Raw genomic sequence first — 24,564 nt, forward strand, 5'->3', positions numbered from 1 at the left:
CCCAGGATCATTTCTCGATGGCGGGAAGACAGAGCGGGCGCTTGCCCTTGCCGATGAAGTCGAGCATTTCGGCGATGGCGGGATCTTCGCTCGCAAGCGGCCGCACCGCTTCGAGCCGCTCGGCGAAGATGCCGGGGCCGTGGAAGAGTTTCTGATAGAACGCACGCACGGTGGCGAGGCGTTCCTTCGTGAACTTGCGCCGCTTCATGCCGATGAGGTTGAGACCTTCCAGCGCGGCATACTGGCCGTTGACCAGCCCGAACGGGATGACGTCGTCACGCACGCCGCAGACGCCGCCGACCATCACCTGCGGGCCGATCCGCGTGAGCTGATGCACCGCGGACAGGCCGCCGATATAGACGAAGTCGCCGATCTCGCAGTGGCCTCCGAGCGTCGCCGAGGTCGCGAAGATCGCATTGTTGCCGACCATGCAGTCGTGGCCGACATGGCTGTTGTTCATGAAATAGCCGTCGTTGCCGACGCGCGTCAGCCCGCCGCCCTTGATGGTGCCGACGTTCATCGTCGCGCCTTCGCGGATGGTGCAGCCGGAACCGATCTCGAGCTTGGTGGGCTCGCCCTTGTAGCTGAGATCCTGCGGCGCCCCGCCCAGCACCACGAACGGCGAGATCACGCAGTTGTCGCCGACCGAGGTATGGCCGATGACGGTGACCTGTCCGATCAGCTTGCAGTTCGCCCCGATCCGGGCGTCGCGGCCGATGATGCAAAAAGGCCCGATCTCGGTGCCCTCGCCGATCACGGCGCCGTCTTCCACCCGTGCGGTGGGGTCAATCTTACTCATCAAGAAGGTCTGACTATGTGTTGAAGTTGCTAGGTTTTCCGCTGGTTAGCGCGACTTCGCCCGATCTGTCCAGTGACGTATCATCTCGGCTTTGTTTCAAGCGCACAGAGCGGGACGGAGCCTTATTCGCTACTCCCTACTCGCCATTCGCCAGTTCGCCGTCAATCCGTCAACATGGCCCCGACATCGGCTTCCGCGACGACCTGGCCGTTGACCTTGGCGTCGCCGTGAAACCACCACATGGTCTTGCGGCGGCCGATCGAACGCATGTGATACTCGATGGTATCGCCGGGCATCACGGGCTTGCGGAACTTGCACTTGTCGATGGTGAGGAAATACACCGCCCGCGGCTTCTCGGTGCCCTCGACCGATTTGATGCCGATCACGCCCGCGGTCTGCGCCATCGCCTCGATCATCATCACGCCGGGATAGACCGGGCGATCCGGGAAATGGCCCTGGAACGGCGGCTCGTTGAAGGTGACGTTCTTGATGCCGATGCCGCTGTAATCGGTGCGGATGTTGATCACGCGGTCGATCAGCAGCATCGGAAAGCGGTGCGGGAGCGTTTGCAGGATCATATTGATGTCCACAAGCTCGAACCTGACCGGTGCTTCCTCCGTCATTCCCGTCCCTCATCCTTCGGATCGGCCTTGCTGTCGCGCGCCAGGCGCTCCACCGCCAATATCTCTTTGAACCACTGCCTGGTCGGCTTGGCAAAAAAGCCGCCCCAGCGCCCGCCCGCCGGAATGTCGTCCTTGACGCCGCTCATGGCTGTCACCTGAGCCCCGTCGCCGATCTTGAGGTGGTTGTTGATGCCAACCTTCGCTCCCAGCGCCACGTTGTCGCCGATGGTCAGGCTGCCCGCGAGCCCGATCTGGGCCGCCAGCAGGCAGTGCCGGCCAATGGTCACATTGTGGCCGATCTGGACCTGATTGTCGATTTTGGTGCCCTCCCCGATCACGGTATCGCGCAAGGACCCGCGGTCGATGGTCGTGCCGGCGCCGACCTCGACATCGTTCTGGATCAGCACCCGCCCGGTCTGCGGCACCTTCAGATGACCCTCGGGGCCAAAGAAGATGAAGCCGTAGCCATCCTGGCCGATCGAACAGCCGGGATGGATCAGGACGTTGTTGCCGATCAGGGCGCACTGGATTACCGTGCGGGCGCCGACATTGCAGTCCCGGCCGATCTTGACGCCGGGGCCGATGACGGCGCCGACGCCGACCACCGTGCCGCTGCCGATCTCGACATCCGGACCGATGACGGCCAGCGGATCGACGATGACGCCGTCCTCGAGCCGTGCCGAGGGATCGATGATGGCCGAGGGCGCAATGCCGTCATTGCCGACCCAGGATTGCGGCCTGAGCGCGTCGCCGTGCCATTCCCGCGCGATTCCGACGAAGGCGCGGAACGGCTGCGCCACCCGCAGCACCGCCACATGCGCAGGCACCTGGGCCTCGAAGCGCGGGCTCACCAGGCAGGCGCCTGCCATGGTGAGCTTGAGCTCGTCGGCATATTTCAGATTGTCGAAGAACGTCAGATGCATCGGGCCGGCTTCGTCGAGCGAAGCAAGGCCGGTGATGACATGACCGCCCCGCGAGGGGTCGACCAGTTGCGCCTTCGTCAGCGCGGCGATGTCAGCCAGCGCTGAGGCCGGCGGCTTTGTGAAGAAGGTCGGCTGCGCCATTCCACCCCGTCGCGGTCCGGCTTCGGCATGAAGCGGCCAGGCCGCATCATGCCTTTTCTCATGGATTGAGCACGATCTTTCTGGAAACCGGCCCCAAGGAGTTTCCGAGCGGCCGGATCATGCCCTGCTGATCGAATTAGAACGTCGTGCCGCCGCCGAACCGGAATTCCTGCGTACGGTCATACTTGCCCTTGGTGAGCGGCACCGCGTAGTCGAAGCGCAGCGGACCGAACGGCGAGGCCCAGATCAAGCCGACACCGACCGACGAGCGGATGACTTTGCTGTCGTCATAGATGAGGCCAGTACAGGTTCCAGGGGACGCACCCGGGGAGATCGTCGACGGCGTACAGTTCGAGTTCCTGGGCGTGGTCAGTTCGTTGGTGACCGACCAAGTCGTCGGACCCTGGTAGTCGTAGAGACCGCCGGCGTCGGCATAGACCGCGCCCTTCAGGCCGACTTCCTTGGGCAGGAACCAGAACGGCATCTGCAATTCGAGCGAAGCGCCCCAGTACTTGGTGCCGCCAAGCGCGTCCTGCGTACCGTACGGATTCAAATCGCGCGGGCCGATGCCGTTCGGGGCAAAGCCGCGAACGAGATTCGGACCCATCTGGAAGTGATCGAGCATGCGCAGGTCGCTGCCGACCTTGGTCAGAACACCGCCCTGGAGATGGACGAGACCGACGAGATCCGACACCAGCGACTGGTAGTACTTCGCATCGGCGGCGGTCTTGAGGTAGGTGACGTCGCCGCCGACGCCGGCGAAGTCCTGCTTGAAGTCGATGAGCAGGCCGTCGGTCGGGTTCTTGTTGTTGTCCAGCGTGTTGTAGGTCAGCGAGTAGCCGAGTGCCGAGGTCAGCGTCTTGCCATTCGCGAGTTCCTTGCGCACCGGCAGCGAGGCTTCGCCGTCGCTGTAGCAGCCGAGGCCGCTGGTCGAGCTCAGGTCGATGCCGTTGAGATTGGCAAAGGCGGGGCTCGGATTGAACGCCGGATTCGGGGTGCCATCAGGCAGCGTCTGCACGTTGTTACAGTTCGCCAAGTAGGACGGCAGCGTGATTTCCTGCTGGTAGACCGAGTACCGCAGCTGGAGCGCCAGATCTTCACGCAAGGAGAAGCCGAGGCGCGGGCTGAAGCCCAGCGTCTTGGTGCCGTAGGAGATGTAGCTGTTGGAGAGCTGGGTGCGCTGATAGAAGTCGAGACCCAGCGCGATGCGGTAGTCGAGCAAATACGGCTCGACGAACGACAGCGAATAGCCGCGCGCATACTGGCCGTAGGTCACCGACGCCTTGGCGAACAGGCCGCGGCCGAGCAGGTTGCGCTCGGATACCGAGACTTCGGCCAGCGCGCCGTCGGTCGTGGAATAACCGCCCGACACCGAGAAGTCGCCGGTCGACTTCTCTTCGAGATCGACGATCAGCACCACGCGGTCGCTGGAGGAGCCCGGCTCCGTCGTGATCTTCACGCTCTTGAAGTAGTCGAGATTCTTCAGGCGGCGCTCGGCGCGGTCGACCAGCGCGCGGTTGTAGGCGTCACCCTCGGAGAGGTCGAATTCGCGACGGATCACATAGTCGCGGGTACGGGTGTTGCCGCGGATGTTGATGCGCTCGATATAGGTGCGCGGACCCTCGTCGATGTTGAACACCACCGACACGGTGTGCGCATCGAAATTGCGATCGCCGCCCGGACGCACCACGGCGAAGGCAAAGCCGCGCCGCGAGGCCTCGATCTGCATGTCCTCGACCGACTTCTCGACCGATTCGACGTTGTAGAGCGAGCCGACATTGACGCGCGAAAAGGAGCGCATCGTGCTTGGGTCGAAATTGGCAATGCTGGTGCGGAAATCGACGGTACCGACGCGGTACTGCTGGCCTTCCTCGATCTTGAAGGTGACGAGGAAGCCCTTCTTCTCCGGGTCGTATTCGGTGAGCGCGGCGACGACCTGGACGTCGGCGAAGCCGTTCTTGAGATAGAAGCGGCGGATCAGGTCGCGGTCGGCCTCGACGCGATCGGGATCATAGATGTCGTTGCTGGCGAGGAAGCTCAGCAGATTCGATTCGTGCGTCTTGATGATGTCGCGCAGGCGGTAGGACGAGAACGCGTTGTTGCCGACGAACTCGATCGACTTGACGCCGGTCTTGGCGCCCTCCTCGACCGTGAAGATGAGGTCGACGCGGTTGTTCGGCTGCTCGATGATTTCGGGCGTGACGCGCACGTCGTAGCGGCCGGAACGGCGATAGATTTCGGCGATTCGCAGCGTGTCCGACTGCACCATGGCGCGGGAGAAGGTGCCGCGCGCCTTGGACTGGACCTCGGCGGTGAGCTGCTCGTCCTTGATCTTCTTGTTGCCCTCGAAGGCAATGCGACCGATCACCGGGTTTTCCACCACGGAGACGACGATCTGGCCACCCGCGCCGCGGTTGATCTTCACGTCCTGGAACAGGCCGGTCTCGATCAGCGCCTTGAGGCCGTCATCGATGGCGCCTTGATCAAGGTGACCACCGGGGCCCGCCTTGAAATAGGAGCGGATCGTCTCCACCTCGACACGGCGATTTCCTTCGACGGAAATCGACTGGACGGTCTGAGCAAGCGCAGACGAAGACACAAAAACAGCCCCAACCGGGGCAAACACCGGCGCGCCGAACATGATCAGGGTGGCAAGCAAGCCCCCCCGGAGTCGCAGTCCAAACTTCATGCGCAACGCGCCCTTATCATTCCCTACCAGAGCCAACCCCAAGGCCGGTCTGGAGATTCCCCAAGTTCAAGCCGCTTGTAGCCAATTTCGCCGACGCCGCAAACGGCCGAGCGCACCGCAATTTCAATTTCATTCCAAGACGTTGCTCTACAGCAACGCCACAAAAAAGCCCCTATCAGGAAGCCGCCATCCGCAGGATGTCGTTGTAGGTCGCGAACACCATCAGCATCAGCACCAGACCGAGTCCGATTCGAAATCCCATCTCCTGGGTCCGCTCGGACAGCGGCCGGCCACGGACCACTTCCGCCGCGTAGAACATAAGATGACCGCCATCGAGCAGCGGGATCGGGAACAGGTTCAACAAGCCGATCGAGACCGACAGCACGGCGCAGAGGTTGATCACGAACTGGAACCCGGCACTGGCCGCCTGCCCCGACATCTTCGCGATGCCGAGGACGCCGCTGACCTCGTTCGGATTGCCGTTTCCGACGAACAGCGAGCCCAGGAACTTGAACGTGCTGGTGATGATGAACCAGACCTGCTCGACCCCGATCTTGAGGGCCTCGCCGATCCCGACCGGTGCGGTCGAGGCTTCACCGGCCTGAGATTTGTGCTCGACCCCCAGCACGCCGACGCGGTGGCTGTTGCCGAACGGATCCTTGCGCTCCAGGAGCGCCGGCGTCGCGGTCAGCGAAACGACCGTGCCATCCCGCTTCACCTGGAAAACAAGCGACGAACCCGCGCTCATCGCGACGATCCGCTGCATGTCGGCAAAGCTCTCGATCGGCTTGCCGTCGATCTGCACGACGACGTCCCCGATCTTGAAGCCGGCCGACGCGGCAGCGCCGTCGGCGACGACGCCGTCCACGCGTGCGATCGTGCTCGGCTTGCCGTAGTACAGGGCCATGCCCGCGAAAATCAGCGCGCCGAGGATGAAATTGGCAATCGGTCCGGCCGCGACGATGGCGGCGCGCGGGCCGACCTTCTTGTGGTGGAAGCTGCCAGCGCGCTCCTCGGCGGTCATGGCCGCGAGCGTCTCGGCCGACGGGGTGGACGCCTCGCTCTCGTCGCCGAAGAATTTGACGTAGCCACCAAGCGGAATCGCCGAGATCTTCCAGCGGGTGCCGTGGCGGTCGTTGAAACCAACCAGCTCAGGTCCGAAACCGAGCGAAAAGGTTAACACCCGAACACCCGCCCAGCGCGCGACCAGGAAATGGCCGAGCTCGTGGAAGAACACGACGATGGTCAGGACGAACAGGAAGGGGACGGCGTAGCCGAGGAGCCCATGGCTCAACGTATTGAAACTATGGACGAAAAAGTCGATCATCGAATTCCCTCATCCAGCGCCGCAAGGCCCTGGCCCCGAACCACCTAGGATGCCTTTAAGGCAATTTGAGGCAATAGGGCGGCGGCTCTATTTCGCGAAACATGGTCAACGGATATTGCATCGTCCGCCGAGGTCATGGGGGCCTGGTTCCCGCTCCGGATCCAGTCCTCCAGCGTCGCCTCCACCAGCCGTGCAATGGCGCCGAACCGGATCTTGCCGGCGATGAACGCGGCCACGGCGACCTCGTTGGCGGCGTTGTAGACGGTGGTCGCCCCCTTCCCCGTCCGGAGCGAATCGTAGGCCAGGCGAAGCCCGGGGAACCGTTCGAAGTCCGGCGCCTCGAAGGTCAACTGGCCGATCTTGGCCAGATCGAGCTTGGCCGCGGGTCCCTTGATCCGGTCTGGCCAGCCGAGGCAATGGGCAATCGGCGTACGCATGTCAGGCGAACCGAGCTGGGCCACGACCGAGCGGTCGGAGAACTCGACCATGCCGTGGATGATCGACTGCGGATGAACCAAGACGTCGATCTCGTCCGGCGTCAGCGCGAACAAATAGGACGCCTCGATCACCTCGAGCCCCTTGTTCATCATCGAGGCGGAATCGATCGTGATCTTCTGGCCCATGCTCCAGTTCGGATGCTTCAGCGCCTGGGCGAGCGTGGCCTGCTCGATGTCGGCGCTCTTCCAGGTCCGGAACGGGCCGCCTGATGCCGTGATGATGACGCGGACGAGCTCGTCGCGATTGCCTGAGCCAAGCGCCTGGAACAGCGCGTTGTGCTCCGAGTCGGCCGGCAGGATGCAGGCGCCCGCTTTCGCCGCGCGCTGCATGAAGAAATCACCGGCACAGACCAAGCATTCCTTGTTGGCGAGCGCGACATGCGCGCCGCGATCGACCGCAGCCAGCGCCGGCTTCAGTCCGGCGGCGCCACTGACGGCCGCCATCACCCAATCGGCCGGACGCGCGCCGGCTTCGATCACCGCGCTTTCGCCGGCGCCGCATTCGGTGCTCGTTCCCGCAAGTGCGGCCTTGAGCTCGGCGAGCTTCGAGGTGTCGGCAATCGCGACGAAGCGCGCGGAAAACTCTTTCGCGAGCTTTGCCAGCGCTTCGACATTGCCGTTCGCCGTCAGCGCCTCGACGCGGTAGCGCTCGGGCGCCGCGCGGATCAGGTCCATCGTGCTGTCGCCGATCGAGCCGGTGGCACCGAGGACCGTGACGCTGCGGACGGTCGACGCCGCAGCCTTGTTGTTACGCAATGGGACCGCGCTCATATCTTCACCAAACCATAAGACCGCTTCCGGCGCTATGCACACCATGGCGGAGGAAGCCGATAATCCATGCCATCAGGATGGCAGCGACAAAGCCGTCCAGTCGGTCCAGAAGCCCGCCATGACCGGGAATTAAGTGACTGGAATCCTTGACACCGAAGCGGCGCTTGATCGCGGATTCGAAGAGATCCCCGAGCTGCGAAACCACGGTCAGGACGGCGCTCACGAGCAACAGCGGAACCGCCTTGCCGAGCCCGCAGGCCGCAAATCCGGCCGCAACCGCAAGGCTCGCGGCAGAGCCGCCGAGCGCCCCGGCCCAGGTCTTCTTGGGGCTCACCCGCGGCCAAAGCTTCGGTCCGCCAAAGCCGCGACCGGCGAAATAGCCGCCGATATCGGTCGCCCACACCACGAGCAGCACGAACATCAACGCGGCAAAACCATTCACGGGATCCTGGCGCACCAGGATCGAGGCCAGCAGCGCAGCCGATGCATAGGCAAAGCCCGAGGCGGCCCAGACGAACTTGCCCCGCGCGAGTAGCGTCACGATCGCGCCGCCGACGAAGCCGGTGATGACAGCGGTCTTGAGCGCGCCGAAGGCGACGCAGAATCCCATGATAGCGAGGACGATCGTCCCGGACGAGGTCAGCACGGCCGACCCTGCGCTCACCACCATGAGCCATTCGGCGAACAGTCCGATCGACACCAGGGTGACGAGAAACGCCCATAGCCAGCCGCCGGCATAGGCGAGCGCAATGGCGAGCGGCGCCAGCACGAGCGCTGCGAGGACTCGCATCACGAAATTACTCGAGGCCGGCGCTGAGCCTGCCGGTGCGGCGTCGGGTTTGCTCACGAGGCGGTTTTCGCAACGAGGCCGCCGAAACGGCGCTCGCGCCTGGCATATTCGGCGATCGCGCTTTCCAGCGCGGCCTTGTCGAAATCGGGCCAGTGGATCGGCACGAACACGAGCTCGCTATAGGCGGCCTGCCACATCAGGAAATTGGACAGGCGCTGCTCGCCGCTGGTGCGGATGATAAGGTCGGGATCGGGAATGTCGGGCGCGTCGAGATGGGCCCCCAACGTCTCGGCGTCGATCGAAGCCGGATCGCGCCTGCCCTCCGCGACTTCGCGCGCGAGCTCCCGCGCCGCCTTCGCGATCTCCTGCCGCGAGCCGTAATTGAAGGCGACGACCAGCGTCAGGCGCGTGTTGTCGCGCGTCAATTCCTCCGCCTCGTTGAGGAGCGCGCAGATGTCGCCCTCGAGCCCGTTCCGCTCGCCGATGATGCGCACCTTGACGCCGTCGCGGTGCAGGCTCGCGAGATCGTTGCGGATGAAGCGGCGGAGCAGGCCGAAGAGATCGCCGATCTCGCTGGCCGGGCGCGACCAGTTTTCCGAGCTGAAGGAGAAGATGGTGAGATAGCGGATGCCGAGCTCGTGCGAGGCGCGAACCACGCGGCGCAAGGCCTCCACGCCGCGGCGATGGCCCTCGGCCCGCGGCAAGCCGCGCGCGGCCGCCCAACGCCCGTTGCCATCCATAATGATGGCAACATGCGCAGGCGCCTCGGACCTGTCGGGTCCCTCCGTGACGGGCGCGGCGGCGTTGGACATGACGGCAGCCTTAGACGGTGAGGATTTCTTTTTCCTTCGCGGCCAGCAACTGATCGATTTCGGCGATCGTGCTGTCGGTCGCCTTCTGCACGTCGCCGGCGAGACGCTCCTGGTCGTCCTCGGACATCTCGTGATTCTTTTCGAGCTTCTTCAGGACATCGAGGCCGTCGCGGCGGACATGGCGCGCGGCGACCTTGGCGGCTTCCGCGTATTTGTGCGCGACCTTGACCAGTTCCTTGCGGCGCTCCTCGTTGAGCTCGGGAATGCGCAGCCGCAGCACCTGGCCTTCGGTCGCGGGCGACAGGCCGAGATTGGAATCGACGATCGCCTTCTCGACCGGCTTGACCATCGACTTGTCCCAGACCTGCACCGAGATCAGCCGCGGCTCCGGCACGCTGACGGTGGCGAGCTGGTTGAGCGGCATGTGGCTGCCGTAAGCCTCAACCTGGACCGGGTCGAGCATCGATGCCGAGGCGCGCCCCGTGCGCAAGCCGCCGAGCTCGTGCTTGAGAGACTGCACGGCGCCCTGCATGCGCCGCTTCACTTCGTTGATGTCGAAATTACCCGTGGCCATCTCGCTTCTCCTTCAAAAACCCGGCGACATCGCCTGCGCCCTGCCCCCGGGCGACTGGCGAAACGTCAGCCGGCGACGATCGTCCCGTGGCCGGTGCCACGCAGCATGGCGCCGATCGATCCGGGCTCCGCGATCGAAAATACGATGATAGGCAGCGACGTCTCGCGGGCAAGTGCGAAGGCGGTCGCATCCATCACCTTGTAGTCGCCTTCGATGGCCTGCGAATGGGTCAGCCGGTCGAACCGCGTGGCGGTCGGATCCTTCTTCGGATCGGCCGAGTAGACGCCGTCGACATTGGTCGCTTTCAGCACCGCCTGGGCACCGATTTCGGCGGCGCGCAGCACCGCCGTCGTGTCTGTCGTGAAGTACGGATTGCCGGTTCCACCGCCGAGCAGCACGATTCGGCCCTCGGCGAGGTATTTGTGCGCCGCAGTGCGGGTGAACAGCTCGGAAATCTCGGGCATGACGAAGGCCGACAGCGTGCGCGCCGGCGTGCCCTTGCGCTCGATCGTGGCTTCGAGCGCGAGACAGTTCATCATGGTGGCGAGCATACCCATGGTGTCGCCGGTCGGACGCGACACGCCGCGCGAGGACACCTCGACGCCGCGAAAAATGTTGCCGCCGCCGATCACGACCGCAATCTCGGTGCCGAGCTGGCGGGCGGCGATCAGATCGTCCGCAACCCGGTCGATGGTCGGCTGATCGATGCCAAAGCCCTGCTGTCCCGCGAGATATTCGCCAGACAGCTTGATCACGACGCGACGATAGACCGGATCTGTCATGAGCACTTTCCTTGTCCGGGCGCCGCTTCCGGCGGCACGCCGGAAGGAACGTTCCGGCGCTTACTTCTTGCCGCTGGCCGCCGCGACCTCGGCCGCGAAGTCCGATTCCTGCTTCTCGATTCCCTCACCAAGAGCATAGCGCACGAAGCCGGCGATCTTCACGGTGCCGCCGACCTTGCCCTCGGCCTCCTTCACCGCCTGCGCCACCGACTTGCCGGTGTCGTGGATGAAGGCCTGCTCGAGCAGGCAGACTTCCTTGTAATAGGTCTTCAGGCCGGACTCGACGATCTTCTCGATCACGTTCTCAGGCTTGCCCTGCTGGCGATATTTGTCGGCGAGCACGTCCTTCTCGCGCTTGACGACCGCCGGATCGAGACCGGACGGATCGAGCGCGAGTGGGTTGGCGGCCGCGACATGCATCGCGATCTGGCGGCCGAGCGCTGCGAGCTCGTCGGCCTTGCCGGGCGATTCCAGCGCCACGATCACGCCCATCTTGCCGGCGCCCTCGATGACGGCGCCGTGCACGTAGCTCGACACCACGCCCTGGCTCACTTCAAGCACGGCGGCGCGGCGCAACGTCATGTTCTCGCCGATCGTGGCAATCGCGTCATTGATCGCGGTTTCGACCGTGACATCACCGACCTTGGCGGCCTTGATCTTCTCGACATCGGCGCCGACGTCGAAGGCGACCTGCGCGATCATCTTGACCAGGCCCTGGAACTGGCCGTTGCGCGCGACGAAGTCGGTCTCGGAGTTGACCTCGACCACGACGCCCTTGGTGCCCTTGGTGAGCGCGCCGATCAGGCCTTCGGCCGCGACACGGCCCGACTTCTTGGCGGCCTTCGACAGGCCCTTCTTGCGCAGCCAGTCCTGCGCCGCCTCTAGGTCGCCATTGGTCTCGGTCAGCGCGGCCTTGCAGTCCATCATGCCCGCGCCGGTCGACTCACGCAGGTCCTTGACCATCGCAGCTGTGATCGTTGCCATCGTTGAAAATCCTTTTGCCTGCCGGTTCACCGCGGCGCGGCATCGAAGCGCCCCGCCGCGGTCCATCTCAGGAATTCGCGTCAACTGAAATGGTGGCCGGATCCTGTCCGGCCAACCCATCGCTCTTTTTGACTATTCCGCTTCCGCGGTCAGCGCCTTGGCCTTGGCCACCCAGGCATCCGCACGGCTGGGCAGACCGACTTCTTCGCCGATCTTGTGCGCGGTGTCGTGATCGAGCTCGGCGAGCTGCCAGAAGTGGAAAATGCCGAGGTCGTTGAACTTCTTCTCGATCGCACCCGACACGCCCGGGAGCTTCTTGAGGTCGTCGGCGGTGCCGCGCGGGCCGGCAAGGCCCTGGAAGCCGGCGGTCGAGGGCAGCTCTTCGGCGACCGGACGGGCCGAAGCACCGATGTCGACACCGGAATCGCCCTGGGCGCGCGAGATGCCGTCGATCGCCGCGCGCGCGATGAGATCGCAATAGAGCGAGATCGCGCGACCCGCGTCGTCATTGCCCGGCACCACAAAGGTGATGCCCTTCGGGTCGGAGTTGGTGTCGACGATCGCAGCCACCGGGATGTTGAGGCGCTGGGCCTCCTGGATCGCGATGTCTTCCTTGTTGGTGTCGATCACAAAGATCATGTCGGGCAGGCCGCCCATGTCCTTGATGCCGCCGAGCGAGCGGTCGAGCTTGTCGCGCTCGCGCTGAAGCGTCAGGCGCTCCTTCTTGGTGTAGGAGTTGGCTTCGCCGCCGGCCAGCACCTCGTCGAGGTGACGCAGACGCTTGATCGAGGCCGAGATCGTCTTCCAGTTGGTCAGCGTGCCGCCGAGCCAGCGCGAATTGACGAAATACTGCGCGCAGCGCTTGGCTGCGTCGGCAACGCCGTCCTGCGCCTGGCGCTTGGTGCCGACGAACAGGATGCGGCCGCCCTTGGCGACTGTGTCGCTGACCGCCTGCAACGCGGTGTGCAGCAACGGCACGGTCTGCGCGAGGTCGACGATGTGGATGTTGTTGCGGCTGCCGAAAATGAACGGTGCCATTTTCGGATTCCAGCGGTGAGACTGGTGACCAAAGTGCACGCCAGCTTCGAGCAGCTGACGCATAGTGAAATCGGGTAGCGCCATAGTTCTAATTCTCCGGTTGGTTCCTCCGGAAGCGTGTGAGCAAAACAGAGCGTTGTCGCCCCGGCTGCCACCGGACGGCCTTGTGAGCCATGCTTCCGTGTGAGATGGCGCGCTGTATAGCGCGATTTCGGGCAGAAGCAAGGAAATTAGGGCCTCTGGAGGGTGTTTTGACACCCTCCTCCCTGCTGCCCGGCTTCAGGCCCCGTTGCCGGGGGATTCCGCGCCCTTCCCTGGCCCTCGCCTAGCACTTCGGCTGGTTCGGCGGGCATTTCTTCGGGGCCGCAGGGCGCGGCGGCGGAGCGGCCGGACGCGGCGGGGCTGCGGCCACCCGGGGCGGCGGTGGCGGGGCCGGCCGGGCTGCCGGCGGCGGCGCAGGCCGCGCGGCTGCGACCGGGGGCCGCGGTGGAGGCGATGCCACCCGCGGCGGCGGCGGTGGCGTCGGCCTCGCCACGGCCTGGGGTCGCGGCGGCGGAGCCGACGGCCGGGCCACCTGCGGTGGCGGGGCCGACCGCTGATTCTGCGGCCGGATCTGCTCCCGGGCGACTGGCGGCGGGGCGACCGGCTTTGCGGCAGCGGCTGGAGGCTTACCAGCCGCCGCTCCTCCTGCCGGCGTCGAAGTGGCCGGCTCATGGGTCGCTGCCTTGGCGCGATCCGACGGGCCCGCCGCGGTCGGGGTCTGCGCTCCGGGCCGCTTCGGCGGCTGACCGGGCGTCATAACTGCGGTCCCGGCGGGCGTCGTGGCCGTCGCCGCTCCCAGCGGGTGGCCCGGAGGCGTGTTGTTCGTCGGTGACTTCGGCGGCTGGCCCGGCGCCGTGACCGCGGTCCCGGCAGGTGCCGTCGCCGTCGCCGCTCCCGGTGGGTGGCCAGGAAGTGCGTTGTTCGTGGGGGCTGTCGCAGTTGGGGCCAGCCGGCCGTTTGGCAACGGCCCAGCCCCGGCCGGTGCCGGCGGCGTATTCTGGGTCCCCGGAACCGGAAGCGCGTGGCCGGCCGCCGGTGGCGCCTGCGGAGCGACTACAGCCGGCGCGACGCTGACAGGCCTCACGTGCATCGCTGCCGGTTTTGCTGTCGGGTTGCTGACAAACGCCGCCTGGCTCGGCTTGAGCTGCTGGTTGGGATTGGCCTGGATCGCCTGTGCCTGCACCTTCACCGCGGTTGGCACCGCCGTCATCCCGGCCGCGCGCCCCGGACCGTTCGCCGCAACGGCTGCGGCCGCGGCGGCATTCCCGGCCGGCAGCGCCGCCGGCGCCTGGTTGATCACGGTGTTGATGACCGTGGTGTTGTGGATGTTCGCATAGATGATGTTGTTCGGCGGCGGCGCGACATAGACCGGCGGACTGACGAACACCGGGATCGGCACGAACACCGGCTGCGGCAGCACGAACAGCCCAACAACGGCGAGCGGCGGCGCCAGCACGACGAAGTCCGGCGGCGGCGGCGGCAGGTAGTAGACCGGCGGCGGTGGTGGCGGCGCGAAATCAAATCCGGGATCGCTGAACATCAGCACGGGACGATCGACATAGAGCACCTCATCCGGTGGCGGCGGCGGCACGTCATAGTCGATCATCGCAAAGCTCGGCGGCGGCTCGACCGGCGCGGTGAGGATCGCCAGGCGCCGGCGTGCATCGCCCGCATGCGGACCGCGCGGATAGCGGCGCAGATACGACCAGTACGCTTCCGGCGTATCGGTCCGATAGGTCCGCCGCCAGGTGATGGCTTCGCGGCGTGCCGCCACGATCACCATCACGCGCTTCGACATCGGATCATTGGGATAGGCGCCGAGAAACTCCTCATAGGCCGGCAGCGTGTCGCGTTCGAGCACGGCCGCGTAGGCATCCTGCGCGCCGAGATCGCGGATCGGCTTGTTGCGGGTCGCCGCAGCCTGGTCCGGCGCGGCTGGCGGCGGCGCGTCGGGCCCGCGGTCGAAGAAGGCGAATTGCGCGCTGATCTTCTGGTCGTCCCACGGCACCTGCGCGCCCTTGCTGGCCTCGTTGACGCGCAACCTGACGCGGTCGAACACCTCCGGCAGCGACAGGCCGCCGGTGCGGATCATCTCGGCCAGCGATTGCGCGTAGATGCTGTAGGGCCCGGGCTCCTCCGGCGCTACCGTGCCGGGCGCGGCGTTGAAGGCGATCAGCATGTTCGCCTCAGGCTCGACCAGCGCAAGCCCGCTCGCGATCGGCTGGCCGCCCTCGATGAAGGGTTGCGCGCGGCCTGCGTCGAGCACGACGATGTTGGCCTTGAGCGGGATGGACGCGAGCTGGCGGACATAGTCGCTGACGCGCAAGCCTTCCGTCGGAACGTCGGTATCGCGCGTGATGTTGGAATCGACCGGGATGAAATAGTTCTCGCCGGCCAGCTGCACGCCGTAGCCGGCCAAATAGACCATCGCGACGGTGTCAGGGCCCGAGGCCTGCGCCTTCTGGATGAAGTCGCGAAAGCTCTTGCGCAGCGTGTCGCCGTCGAGATCACGCGCGCCGACCACGTCGAAGCCCGCCGCTTGCAGCGTCTGCGCGATCAGCCCGGCATCGTTCGCAGTGGTTGCCAACGGCGAATTGGCATAGGCGCCGTTGCCGACCACGAGCGCGATACGCTTTTCCTGCTGCTGCGCGCGCACCGGATCGAGCGTGCCCGCGGCCAACAGCAGCATCGGCAGAACGAAGCAAATGAAGACCTTGTGTGTCCCGCGCATGGCTTGCTTGCCCGTTATTGTTGTTGAGGTGCCGGCACGCATGAGGCGCGTGGCCAGCTGAACGGCGCTTGAACGAAAGGCTGGGATTGAGGCGGCGGCATGGCATACGATTCCGACGTCAGCTTCGCGTAAGCTTCAGTCTTTTACGCAAGTTTCAGCCTTTTCACGCGAGCTTCAGCCTTGCGCGATCAGATCCACCGTTCCGGTCGTGAGCCGGTAGATGCCGCCGACGACCTTCAGCTTGCCCTGTTCCACGGCTGCATTGAGAATCGGCGCGGCCGACTTCAGCTTCGCGACATTGTCGATCACGTTCTGCCGGATCGCCTTGTCGAGCACCTCCCCGCCCTGCTGCATCGCAGCGTTTGCGGCGGGCGCGATCGCATCGACCAGCGCGGGAATGTGTCCCGGCGGCGGCTTGTCGTCCTTGAGCGCTTTCAGCGTCGCATCGACCGCGCCGCAAGCGTCGTGGCCGAGCACGAGGATCAGCGGCGCACCCAGCACCGCGACCGCGTATTCAAGGCTGGCGATGGTCTCGGTGCCGGCGAAATTTCCGGCGACGCGGCAGACGAAGAGATCGCCGCGGCCGGTGTCGAAGGCATATTCAGGCGCGATCCGCGAGTCGGCGCAGCCCAGCACCGCCGCGAACGGATTCTGGCCGCCGGCCAGCGCTTCGCGCTCGTGCTTGAAATCGTGGCGCCGCGACACGCCGTCGACATAGCGCGCATTGCCTTCCATCAGCCGCTTCAACGCCGCATCCGGCGACAGCACGTTCTGCGGCTTGGGTGGCGGCTTGGTCTCCTTGGCGAAAGCGGCTCCGCCGGCAAGGGCCATGCTCAGAGCGGCGGCAGTCAAGTGGATGAGCGACCTCCGCGAAGGACCTATGTGGGCGCCGCGATCATGGACGCAATTCTCGCACATGCTCTGTTCCTCCAAGCCGCGCCGCCCGCGTTGATGCCGCGGCAATCATGCCGCGCATCTTAGTCGACGGCTTGCAACTCGGCGAGCTTCGTTCGTGCAGTCGCCTCGTCCAGCGGAACAAGCTCGGCCGGCCCGGGATTCGCCTCTCCAGCCGTCGCGGCGGAAACGACCGCAAGCCCGGCAGGCCGCCGAGTATCGCTCCCCCCGGCACGACGACTTTGTCGAATGCCCGGCCGGCTGCAAATGCTACAGCTGCTGCACGTCGACGACACCCACGACCGCCTTGATCGCGCCGGCGATCTGCGGCGAGACCTTGAAGCGGCCGGGGAGCTTCATCTCCACCTCGGTCTCAAGGTCGAGCATCATCACCAGCGAGACCTCGCCGTCGCCATTGGAGCGCGGCGCGATGCCGGGACTGCCGATTTTTGGCGCGGCGCCGTTCGAGCCGGCCATCTCGGGTCCCGCCAGACGCTTGGCGATCGATTCCAGCGGCCTGGTGTCGCGCACGAAGATGCGCAGGCCCTTTTGCGTCTTGGCGGCGGCATCATCCAGCGGTTCGGCGTGCAGCACGCGGGCGCGGACGTCCTCACCCTGAAGCTCGGCACCGAGCTGGAGCAGCACGGCGGCACCGGGCTCCAGCACGTCGCGATATTGCGCGAGGCCTTCGGAGAACAGCACCGCCTCAAAGTGGCCCGTGGGATCAGAGAGCCCCATGATGCCCATCTTGTTGCCGGTCTTGGTGCGCCGCTCCATCCGTGACACCACGGTGGCTGCGACCTTGCCGGCGGTGGCGCCGGTCTTCACCGCGCGCGAAAACTCGGCCCAGCTCTGCACCCGCAGCCGCTTCAGCACGGTGGCGTAATCGTCGAGCGGATGGCCCGACAGGAAGAAGCCGATCGCGTCATATTCGCGGCGCAGCCGCTCGGCCGGCAGCCACGGCTCGATCTGCGGCAGCATGATGGTCGGCGCGTCGGCCGCGCCGCCGAACATGTCGTTCTGCCCGATGGTCGCCGCTTCATGGGAGCGTTGACAGGCCGCAAGCACCGCATCCGCGCCGGCAAAGACGCGCGCGCGGCTGGGCTCCAGCGTATCGAATGCGCCAGCGGCCGCCAGGCTCTCGATGATGCGCTTGTTGACCGCACGCGGATTGACGCGCGCGGCAAAGTCGGCGAGCGAGGTGAACAACCCGTTCTTGGTCCGCTCCGCGATGATCTGCTCGACGGCCGCAATGCCGACGCCCTTCAGCGCGGCGAGCGCGTAGTAGATGGTCTTGTCGCCGACCTCGAAGGTCGCGCCGGAGCGGTTGATATTGGGCGGCTCGACCTTGATGCCGAGGCGCTGCGCCTCGGCGCGGAATTCGGAGAGCTTGTCGGTATTGTTGAGATCGAGCGTCATCGACGCGGCGATGAACTCCACCGGATAATGCGCCTTCATGTAGGCGGTGTGGTAGGACACCAGCGCATAGGCCGCCGCATGGCTCTTGTTGAAGCCGTAATCGGCGAATTTCGCCAGCAGCTCGAAGATGGTCTCGGCCTGCGCCTTCGGCACGCCGTTCTTGACCGCGCCCGCAACAAAGATGTCGCGCTGCTTGTCCATCTCGGCGCGGATCTTCTTGCCCATGGCGCGGCGCAGCAGGTCGGCGTCGCCCAGCGAATAGCCCGACATCACCTGTGCGATCTGCATCACCTGTTCCTGGTAGATGATGACGCCGAAGGTCTCCTTCAGGATCGGCTCCAGCACGGGGTGGAGATATTCCGGCTCCTCGTCGCCGTGCTTGCGCGAACAATAGGTCGGGATGTTCGCCATCGGACCCGGGCGATAGAGCGCGACCAGTGCGATGATGTCCTCGAAGCGGTCCGGGCGCATGTCGATCAGCGCGCGCCGCATGCCCTGGCTTTCAACCTGGAACACGCCGACCACGTCGCCGCGCGCCAGCATCTGGTAGCTTTCGGCATCGTCGATCGGCAGCGTGGCGAGATCGACGTGGATGTCACGCGGCTTGAGCAGCTTGATCGCGACGTCGAGCACGGTCAGCGTCTTCAGGCCGAGGAAGTCGAATTTCACGAGGCCGGCCGGCTCGACCCATTTCATGTTGAACTGGGTCACCGGCATGTCGGATTTGGGATCGCGGTAGAGCGGCACGAGCTCGCTCAAAGGGCGATCGCCGATCACGATGCCGGCTGCGTGCGTCGAGGCGTGGCGCGTCAGGCCTTCGAGGCGCTGCGCGATGTCGAAGGCGCGCGCCACCACCGGGTCTTCATCGCGAAACGCCTGGAGTTTTGGCTCGCTCTCGATCGCGGCGGCCAGCGTCACCGGCGCGGCCGGATTCTGCGGCACGAGTTTCGTCAGCTTGTCGACCTGGCCATAGGGCATTTGCAACACGCGACCGACGTCACGCAGCACGCCGCGCGCCTGCAGCGTCCCGAAAGTGATGATCTGCGCGACCTGGTCGCGGCCGTAGCGCTGCTGGACGTACTGGATCACCTCGCCCCGACGGTCCTGGCAGAAGTCGATGTCGAAGTCCGGCATCGAGACGCGTTCGGGATTGAGGAAGCGCTCGAACAGCAGACCGAACTTGATCGGATCGAGATCGGTGATGGTCAGCGCCCAGGCGACCAGCGAGCCGGCGCCGGAGCCGCGGCCCGGTCCGACCGGAATGCCCTGCCCCTTCGCCCATTTGATGAAGTCGGACACGATCAGGAAGTAGCCCGCGTACTTCATGCGCATGATGACGTCGAGCTCGAACGCCAGCCGCTGGCTGTAGTCCTCGTCGGTGGTGCCCTGCGACAGGCCGTGGACGCTGAGGCGGTTGGCGAGCCCCTCCTCCGCCTGGCGCTTCAATTCGGCGGCCTCGACCGCGGCGGCATCCGAGCTCGATGCGGCACCGACGGTGAAGAACGGCAGGATCGGCTTGCGCGTCATCGGGCGGAACGAGCAGCGCTCGGCGATCTCGACGGTGGACGCCAGCGCCTCCGGAATGTCGGCGAACAGCACCGCCATCTCGGCGCGCGTCTTGAAGCGGTGATCCGGCGTGAGCTGCTCGCGCTCGGTCTCCGCGATCAGCCGGCCACCGGCGATGCAGAGCAGCGCGTCATGCGCCTCGTAATCGTCGGTCGCGGCGAAATACGGCTCGTTGGTTGCGACCAGCGGCAGGCCTTTTGTGAAGGCAATGTCGATCAGCCCGCTCTCGATGCGCCGTTCCTTGTCGATGTTGTGGCGCTGCAGTTCGATGTAGAGGCGATCGCCGAACAGGCCGGCCAGACGCTCGCAGCGCATCGCCGCAAGCTCGGAATGGCCGGCGCTGAGCGCCAGCGAAATCGGCCCGTCGGGGCCGCCCGTGAGCGCGATCAGGCCCTCGGTCTCGCCCTCGAGCCAGTCGAACTTGATGTGGGAAGAGTGAGTGTCGGGCGTCTCCAGGAACGCACGCGAGTTCAGCCGCATCAGGCTGCGATAGCCGCGCTCCTGCGCCGCCAGCAGCACCACGCGCGACGGCAGCAGCGCGTTGCGCGCATTCGGATCCTGGTCGCCGAAATCGATCGCGAGCTCGCAGCCGACGATCGGCTGGATGCCGGAGCCCGCCATCTTGTCGGAGAACTCCAGCGCACCGAACATGTTGTCGGTGTCGGTCAGCGCCAGGGCCGGCTGGTGATCCTTCTTGGCAAGCTCGGCGAGCTTGGCGATCTTGATCGAGCCCTTGAGCAGCGAATAGGCCGAGTGAACATGAAGGTGGACAAATCCGGCGCTCGGCATGGTCGCGTGACCGCCTCTTGCAGATGAGATGGAGCGGTCGCCGGCTCCTCAAGGCATCATGCACTCGCCCGGCCGACTCGCCTCACAATAGTGGGGGCTCGCGGCGCCAGAGTCCACGCCGGAGCGGCCGGTCGGCCGCGTCGTCCCGCTTTTCCCCAAGCCGGCACCTCGAAAAGGCTTCAGTCGGGTTCCTGAGCATCGGTTTACAAAACCGCTGCCCTAGAGTTGCGGTAGTACCTGGGCCCAGATCGCGATCATCCCGACGAACAGCGCGATCGACGTCAGTGCGGCGGCTTCTTCCACGAAAATCCTGAACATGGCCTGCTCCTTCGCTAGAACGTATGAAGAACATTGTTCTCATTTCGTTCTCGGGAGTCAAGCGATCTCGGCCACCTCAAATTGCGATGGTTAACGCCATGAATTTAAACAATAAAAAAGCCCCGGCCAATGGCCGGGGCTTTCGACGATCGCTCAAACAGAGCGACTGGTCTCAGTACCTGCCGATCATCGGGCCGCCGAACTTGTAGTTCAGGCGGACGAGGCCCATGTCGACGTCCTGCTTGATGTGGTCAGTCTGAACCAGAACACCGGCGGTGGTGAAGTTCTGGTCGTTGCCGCCCAGGAAGATGTGGTTGTACTCGGCGCCAATCGACCAGTTCGGAGCGAAGCCATATTCGAGGCCCACGCCGACCGTGCCGCCCCAGCGGGTGTCGTTGGACGAAGCGACAAACGCGCCGCCCGCGGTGTTGACGTCGAACTTGTTGCCGACCACAGCCGCGCCGCCCTTCACATAGACCAGGACGTTGTTCCAGGCGTAGCCGACCTGACCGGTGATCAGACCGAACGAATCGATCTTGGTGCGGTTGTTGAAGCCGGTAAACGCGCTGGTGTTGCTGCCGGAGAAGTCGGCCCAGTTGCCCTGGCCTTCCACGCCGAACACCCACTGGCCCGACTGCATGCGATAGCCGATCTGGCCGCCGACCGTACCCCCGGTCGCGTCGTGCGAGCCTTCGCGGCCGAAGCCGGCGAGATCCCACGTCGCGTGCGACGAACCGCCGCCGCCGTTGATACCGATATAGAAGCCGCTCCAGTCGTAGATGGTGGCGACCATCGCAGGCGCCTTGGTGTAAGGCCGCGCCGCGAGATCAGCAGCCACCGCCGGCGCAGCCGCGCCGAGCGCGATGAGGCTGGCAGTGACAAGCAACAAACTCTTCTTCATTTGAATCCCGTTCCAGTTTCTTCGTAAGGCCCCCGGGCCGTTGCGACGTCTTACCAGCGATCGACGGAATTGCTGTAACCCCGACGCAACAGTTCGCCCCAAAGGCCCGCGCTTCATTAATGAAAGTTTATCAGAGGATGCGTGGAAACCCTTTGAAACAAGAGTTTTCAGCAGATCCAATGTCGAATACACATCGTACACTGTGAGCGCGCGTAACAACGCCGCGCGCACAATCGTGTGATCGGAGAATCGAAGATGCGGGCACTGCTTTCTCTCCCCATTGTCGCCACATTTTCGCTCGCGATCGCCACATTTGCTTTCGCATTGACCACAAGCACGCCGGCCCGCGCGTTCGGCACCGCTTATGCGTTCTGCCTGACCGGCGATGAATGGCCGGGGCTGAGCAATTGCAGGTTCGACAGTTACGCACAGTGCCAGGCGAGCGCGTCGGGCCGCGCGCTGACCTGTATCGCGAACCCGTATTTCGCTGGACAAAGCGATGATCCCTACGCGTATCAGAACCGTCCGCGCGCGCAGACGCCGGGCTATTTCCTGCCGCGCTGAAATGCGTAGCGCATGCCTCACGCTCGTTGCGATCAGCACGCTCGTCGTGGGCGTATCTGCGCGCGCCCAGACCTATGATCCGAGCTATCCGGTGTGCATGCAGATCTACGGCCCCGTCGGCTATCTCGACTGCCGCTACGCCTCGCTGGAGCAGTGCAGATATCTCGCCGTCGGGCGCTCCGCGACGTGCGTCGTGAACCCGTATTTTGCACAGAAGAAACCGGCGGCTGCGCGCCGGTCGACGCGCGCCCACTAGGGCGAACCCGCAACGCTCGCGCAATATCCGCAGCGCCTCTGAAGCGGCCTCACCAGGTCATGGATACGATCACCGCGATCGACAACGCGGCTGTTACCAGGACCAGGGATTGATAAATCCAGAGCCGACGGCGGGTCATTGGCGCACCTCCCCTCAAACCAGAGAAGCGCTCGGCCACAATGGTGCCTGTTGAGCCAGATCAATGAATGCTGCGCTAAAGCATAAAGAGGGCAAAGGCGATCAACGCCACCGGCAGCAAGCCGAGCCCGATCACCAGAATGCGAAAACGCAACTCGTTCCCCATGGGGAACAGGTTAGGCGGACAAGATTGCTGTGTGATGTGCAGTTTGTGCCAATTCGGGCCTATTGTGGCGGCCGCGGACTGGAAGGGGTCAGCCACTCATCGATGTGAGCAGCCGTCTCGGCTTGATCAGCCTTCCTCAGAAGCTCGTCGCGGCGAACGCAAGGTGGCATGCCTTCAGCCTGCTTGCGCAAATTCCTCGCCTCCTTGTTCGGGCGATCTCCGAGCGTCGATGATTGCTTGATGCGGCGTCGCATGTGCTGCTCCTCGATCGGCGGGAGCGCGACCGGCGTTCTCATCACCGGCAACTGCCAAGGATCGGACGGTGACGGTTCCTAACGCCCAGAACCGAATCTGGTTGCCGCTTCAAAGCGAATTGGGCCATTGCATCTGTGATGACCCGCGTTCGAATGGCGGCCACGCGCATATCGGGACGCTGATATGCGACTTGCCTCGCCTTGAGTCTCCGCTGTTGACGCGGACCGATCCGGGTCTAACTACAGCACATAATATTCTGCAGGGGTGGCGACGTTCGCTGGGCTGGTTCCCGTTGACGCCACCAATGCAGGACACATGACGATCTCGTCTCAAGCGACCTCGCTCCGCGCGACCTCGATCGCGGCTTCGGCTCCCCCTCACCTTGGCGTCATCCTGTTCTCGCTCGCGATGGGCGGCTTTGCGATCGGAACCACCGAATTCGCATCGATGAGCCTGCTGCCGTTTTTCGCCGCCGACCTCCGGGTCGACGAGCCGACTGCGGGACACGCCATCAGCGCCTACGCGCTCGGCGTGGTGCTGGGCGCGCCCCTGATCGCTGTGCTCGGCGCGCGGTTCGCGCGACGCACGCAGTTGCTGGTCCTGATGGTCGTGTTTGCACTCGGCAATGCGCTCACCGCGCTGGCGCCGAGCTATGGCTGGATGATCGCGGCCCGCTTTCTCGCAGGCCTGCCGCACGGTGCCTATTTCGGCGTCGCCGCGCTGGTCGCGGCCTCGCTCGTTCCGCAACATCGCCGCTCCCAGGCGGTCGGCCGCCTGATGCTCGGCCTGACCTGCGCCACGATCATCGGTGTGCCGCTGGCCAATCTGATTGGGCAGGCGGTCGGCTGGCGCGCGAGCTTCGGCCTGGTGTCGTTGCTGGCGTTGCTCACGGTCCTGCTGTGCGCCCTGTTCGCGCCGCGCGACCACGCCGGCAGGTCCGATCCGCTGCGAGAGCTCGCCGCCCTCAGAAGCGGACGCATCTGGATCACGCTGGCAATCGGCGCAATCGGCTTCGGCGGCATGTTCGCCGTCTATACCTACCTTGCGACGACACTGATCGAGGTCACCAAGGTCAGCACCGCGGCCATTCCGTTTTTCCTGGCCGTGTTCGGCATCGGAGCCACGCTCGGCAATCTGTTCGTGCCGCGCTTCGCGGACCGCGCGCTGATGCCGACCGCGGGCGTCATCCTGCTGGTTTCGGCCAGCGCGCTGCTGGTGTTTCCACTTGTCGCCGGCAATCCTTGGGCGCTTGCGGCAGATATCTTCGTGATCGGCGCCGGCGTCGCGCTTGGGGCTGTCCTTCAAACGCGGCTGATGGACGTTGCGGGAGACGCGCAGGCGCTCGCTGCCGCCCTCAACCATTCGGCGTTCAACACCGCCAATGCGCTCGGCCCGTTCCTGGGCGGCCTTGCCATTCGCGAGGGGCTGGGCTGGACCTCCACCGGTCCCGTCGGCGCCACGCTGGCGCTGCTGGGCTTCCTGATCTGGATCGTTGCCGCCCGCGACACCGGACCCGCTCCGGTCAAGGTCACCTCAGGAGGCGACGCTGCTCCACTGGAGAACGCTCCCGTGAGGCCGGCGCCACCGCTGGCGCCGGATTACCGAAGCCGTTCGGACCGTCCCAAGGATCCGGTGGCCTAACACTCCGGACGGGCGCGAGGTCGCGGACCGCGATCGGCCGATTGCGATGATGGCGTCGCCCCGGCACGCCACCGAAAGTTGTGACTGCGGCGATCGTCGTATAACGTCAGAATCGTCCTTCATCGCGCTTGGCT

Annotated in this window: 19 protein-coding genes; 3 read left to right on the forward strand and 16 right to left on the reverse strand. The window is 65.1% G+C overall.

Annotated elements, in window-relative coordinates; translation table 11 throughout:
* Positions 1-7 precede the first annotated feature (7 nt).
* The 16 genes from lpxA to ABIB73_RS02770 form a co-directional block, all read right to left on the reverse strand.
* Entirely contained in the window at positions 8-799 is a 792-nt protein-coding gene (gene lpxA, locus ABIB73_RS02695) for an acyl-ACP--UDP-N-acetylglucosamine O-acyltransferase (RefSeq protein ID WP_354221168.1), read from the reverse strand.
* Between the two features lie 161 nt (positions 800-960).
* The gene (gene fabZ, locus ABIB73_RS02700; RefSeq protein WP_354221170.1) at positions 961-1,422 is read right to left on the reverse strand and encodes a 3-hydroxyacyl-ACP dehydratase FabZ; all 462 of its coding nucleotides are present in this window, start codon (positions 1,420-1,422) and stop codon (positions 961-963) included.
* The gene (gene lpxD, locus ABIB73_RS02705; protein ID WP_354221172.1) at positions 1,419-2,486 is read right to left on the reverse strand and encodes a UDP-3-O-(3-hydroxymyristoyl)glucosamine N-acyltransferase; all 1,068 of its coding nucleotides are present in this window, start codon (positions 2,484-2,486) and stop codon (positions 1,419-1,421) included. The genes fabZ and lpxD overlap by 4 nt, the downstream gene beginning before the upstream one ends.
* A gap of 136 nt (positions 2,487-2,622) precedes the next feature.
* Positions 2,623-5,175 (reverse strand): outer membrane protein assembly factor BamA, encoded by a 2,553-nt coding sequence (bamA, locus tag ABIB73_RS02710; protein WP_354221174.1) that lies wholly within the window; start codon positions 5,173-5,175, stop codon positions 2,623-2,625.
* Between the two features lie 175 nt (positions 5,176-5,350).
* Complete coding sequence (gene rseP, locus ABIB73_RS02715; protein ID WP_354221176.1) at positions 5,351-6,502, reverse strand: RIP metalloprotease RseP; 1,152 nt, start codon at positions 6,500-6,502, stop codon at positions 5,351-5,353.
* A gap of 44 nt (positions 6,503-6,546) precedes the next feature.
* The gene (dxr, locus tag ABIB73_RS02720) at positions 6,547-7,770 is read right to left on the reverse strand and encodes a 1-deoxy-D-xylulose-5-phosphate reductoisomerase (protein WP_354221178.1); all 1,224 of its coding nucleotides are present in this window, start codon (positions 7,768-7,770) and stop codon (positions 6,547-6,549) included.
* A gap of 4 nt (positions 7,771-7,774) precedes the next feature.
* Positions 7,775-8,617, reverse strand: a complete 843-nt coding sequence (locus ABIB73_RS02725; RefSeq protein ID WP_354221180.1) for a phosphatidate cytidylyltransferase — start codon at positions 8,615-8,617, stop codon at positions 7,775-7,777.
* Entirely contained in the window at positions 8,614-9,372 is a 759-nt protein-coding gene (locus ABIB73_RS02730; RefSeq protein WP_354221182.1) for an isoprenyl transferase, read from the reverse strand. Before ABIB73_RS02730 ends, ABIB73_RS02725 begins: the two co-directional genes overlap by 4 nt.
* Before the next feature lie 10 nt (positions 9,373-9,382).
* Positions 9,383-9,946 (reverse strand): ribosome recycling factor, encoded by a 564-nt coding sequence (frr, locus tag ABIB73_RS02735; RefSeq protein WP_354221184.1) that lies wholly within the window; start codon positions 9,944-9,946, stop codon positions 9,383-9,385.
* A gap of 65 nt (positions 9,947-10,011) precedes the next feature.
* Positions 10,012-10,728, reverse strand: a complete 717-nt coding sequence (gene pyrH, locus ABIB73_RS02740) for a UMP kinase (RefSeq protein ID WP_354221186.1) — start codon at positions 10,726-10,728, stop codon at positions 10,012-10,014.
* 60 nt (positions 10,729-10,788) lie between these two features.
* Positions 10,789-11,712 carry a translation elongation factor Ts gene (tsf, locus tag ABIB73_RS02745; RefSeq protein ID WP_354221188.1) on the reverse strand — a complete coding sequence of 308 codons (924 nt, stop codon included), beginning with the start codon at positions 11,710-11,712 and terminating at the stop codon, positions 10,789-10,791.
* Between the two features lie 132 nt (positions 11,713-11,844).
* Positions 11,845-12,834, reverse strand: a complete 990-nt coding sequence (locus ABIB73_RS02750; protein WP_354221190.1) for a 30S ribosomal protein S2 — start codon at positions 12,832-12,834, stop codon at positions 11,845-11,847.
* Between the two features lie 241 nt (positions 12,835-13,075).
* Positions 13,076-15,523: a caspase family protein gene (locus ABIB73_RS02755; protein WP_354221192.1), complete on the reverse strand. Its 2,448-nt coding sequence runs from the start codon at positions 15,521-15,523 to the stop codon at positions 13,076-13,078.
* 174 nt (positions 15,524-15,697) lie between these two features.
* Positions 15,698-16,441, reverse strand: coding sequence for a carbonic anhydrase (locus ABIB73_RS02760; RefSeq protein ID WP_354221194.1), 744 nt, complete (start codon positions 16,439-16,441; stop codon positions 15,698-15,700).
* Positions 16,442-16,687: 246 nt separating this feature from the next.
* On the reverse strand, positions 16,688-20,191 hold the full coding sequence (gene dnaE / locus ABIB73_RS02765; protein ID WP_354221196.1) for a DNA polymerase III subunit alpha: 3,504 nt from the start codon (positions 20,189-20,191) through the stop codon (positions 16,688-16,690).
* A 490-nt stretch (positions 20,192-20,681) separates the two neighbouring features.
* On the reverse strand, positions 20,682-21,410 hold the full coding sequence (locus ABIB73_RS02770; RefSeq protein WP_354221198.1) for an outer membrane protein: 729 nt from the start codon (positions 21,408-21,410) through the stop codon (positions 20,682-20,684).
* A gap of 255 nt (positions 21,411-21,665) precedes the next feature.
* Here ABIB73_RS02770 and ABIB73_RS02775 point away from each other — a divergent pair, with 255 nt between their 5' ends.
* The 3 genes from ABIB73_RS02775 (at position 21,666) to ABIB73_RS02785 (ending at position 24,430) form a co-directional block, all read left to right on the forward strand.
* Positions 21,666-21,974, forward strand: a complete 309-nt coding sequence (locus tag ABIB73_RS02775) for a DUF3551 domain-containing protein (protein ID WP_354221200.1) — start codon at positions 21,666-21,668, stop codon at positions 21,972-21,974.
* 1 nt (position 21,975) lies between these two features.
* Positions 21,976-22,230 (forward strand): DUF3551 domain-containing protein, encoded by a 255-nt coding sequence (locus ABIB73_RS02780; RefSeq protein ID WP_354221202.1) that lies wholly within the window; start codon positions 21,976-21,978, stop codon positions 22,228-22,230.
* Between the two features lie 874 nt (positions 22,231-23,104).
* Positions 23,105-24,430 (forward strand): MFS transporter, encoded by a 1,326-nt coding sequence (locus ABIB73_RS02785; protein WP_354221204.1) that lies wholly within the window; start codon positions 23,105-23,107, stop codon positions 24,428-24,430.
* Positions 24,431-24,564: the final 134 nt, after the last annotated feature.

The organism is Bradyrhizobium sp. F1.4.3, assembly GCF_040548375.1.
Taxonomy (GTDB): domain Bacteria; phylum Pseudomonadota; class Alphaproteobacteria; order Rhizobiales; family Xanthobacteraceae; genus Bradyrhizobium.

What these genes read in the sequence shown, in the direction of transcription:
- ABIB73_RS02775 (WP_354221200.1), top strand. Translation starts at nt 21,666, where the DNA reads ATGCGGGCACTGCTTTCTCTCCCCATTGTCGCCACATTTTCGCTCGCG.
- dxr (WP_354221178.1), bottom strand. Translation starts at nt 7,770, where the DNA reads ATGAGCGCGGTCCCATTGCGTAACAACAAGGCTGCGGCGTCGACCGTC.
- ABIB73_RS02780 (WP_354221202.1), top strand. Translation starts at nt 21,976, where the DNA reads ATGCGTAGCGCATGCCTCACGCTCGTTGCGATCAGCACGCTCGTCGTG.
- fabZ (WP_354221170.1), bottom strand. Translation starts at nt 1,422, where the DNA reads ATGACGGAGGAAGCACCGGTCAGGTTCGAGCTTGTGGACATCAATATG.
- ABIB73_RS02770 (WP_354221198.1), bottom strand. Translation starts at nt 21,410, where the DNA reads ATGAAGAAGAGTTTGTTGCTTGTCACTGCCAGCCTCATCGCGCTCGGC.
- pyrH (WP_354221186.1), bottom strand. Translation starts at nt 10,728, where the DNA reads ATGACAGATCCGGTCTATCGTCGCGTCGTGATCAAGCTGTCTGGCGAA.
- lpxA (WP_354221168.1), bottom strand. Translation starts at nt 799, where the DNA reads ATGAGTAAGATTGACCCCACCGCACGGGTGGAAGACGGCGCCGTGATC.
- ABIB73_RS02730 (WP_354221182.1), bottom strand. Translation starts at nt 9,372, where the DNA reads ATGTCCAACGCCGCCGCGCCCGTCACGGAGGGACCCGACAGGTCCGAG.
- bamA (WP_354221174.1), bottom strand. Translation starts at nt 5,175, where the DNA reads ATGAAGTTTGGACTGCGACTCCGGGGGGGCTTGCTTGCCACCCTGATC.
- ABIB73_RS02755 (WP_354221192.1), bottom strand. Translation starts at nt 15,523, where the DNA reads ATGCGCGGGACACACAAGGTCTTCATTTGCTTCGTTCTGCCGATGCTG.
- lpxD (WP_354221172.1), bottom strand. Translation starts at nt 2,486, where the DNA reads ATGGCGCAGCCGACCTTCTTCACAAAGCCGCCGGCCTCAGCGCTGGCT.
- dnaE (WP_354221196.1), bottom strand. Translation starts at nt 20,191, where the DNA reads ATGCCGAGCGCCGGATTTGTCCACCTTCATGTTCACTCGGCCTATTCG.
- frr (WP_354221184.1), bottom strand. Translation starts at nt 9,946, where the DNA reads ATGGCCACGGGTAATTTCGACATCAACGAAGTGAAGCGGCGCATGCAG.
- ABIB73_RS02750 (WP_354221190.1), bottom strand. Translation starts at nt 12,834, where the DNA reads ATGGCGCTACCCGATTTCACTATGCGTCAGCTGCTCGAAGCTGGCGTG.
- ABIB73_RS02760 (WP_354221194.1), bottom strand. Translation starts at nt 16,441, where the DNA reads ATGTGCGAGAATTGCGTCCATGATCGCGGCGCCCACATAGGTCCTTCG.
- ABIB73_RS02785 (WP_354221204.1), top strand. Translation starts at nt 23,105, where the DNA reads ATGACGATCTCGTCTCAAGCGACCTCGCTCCGCGCGACCTCGATCGCG.
- tsf (WP_354221188.1), bottom strand. Translation starts at nt 11,712, where the DNA reads ATGGCAACGATCACAGCTGCGATGGTCAAGGACCTGCGTGAGTCGACC.
- rseP (WP_354221176.1), bottom strand. Translation starts at nt 6,502, where the DNA reads ATGATCGACTTTTTCGTCCATAGTTTCAATACGTTGAGCCATGGGCTC.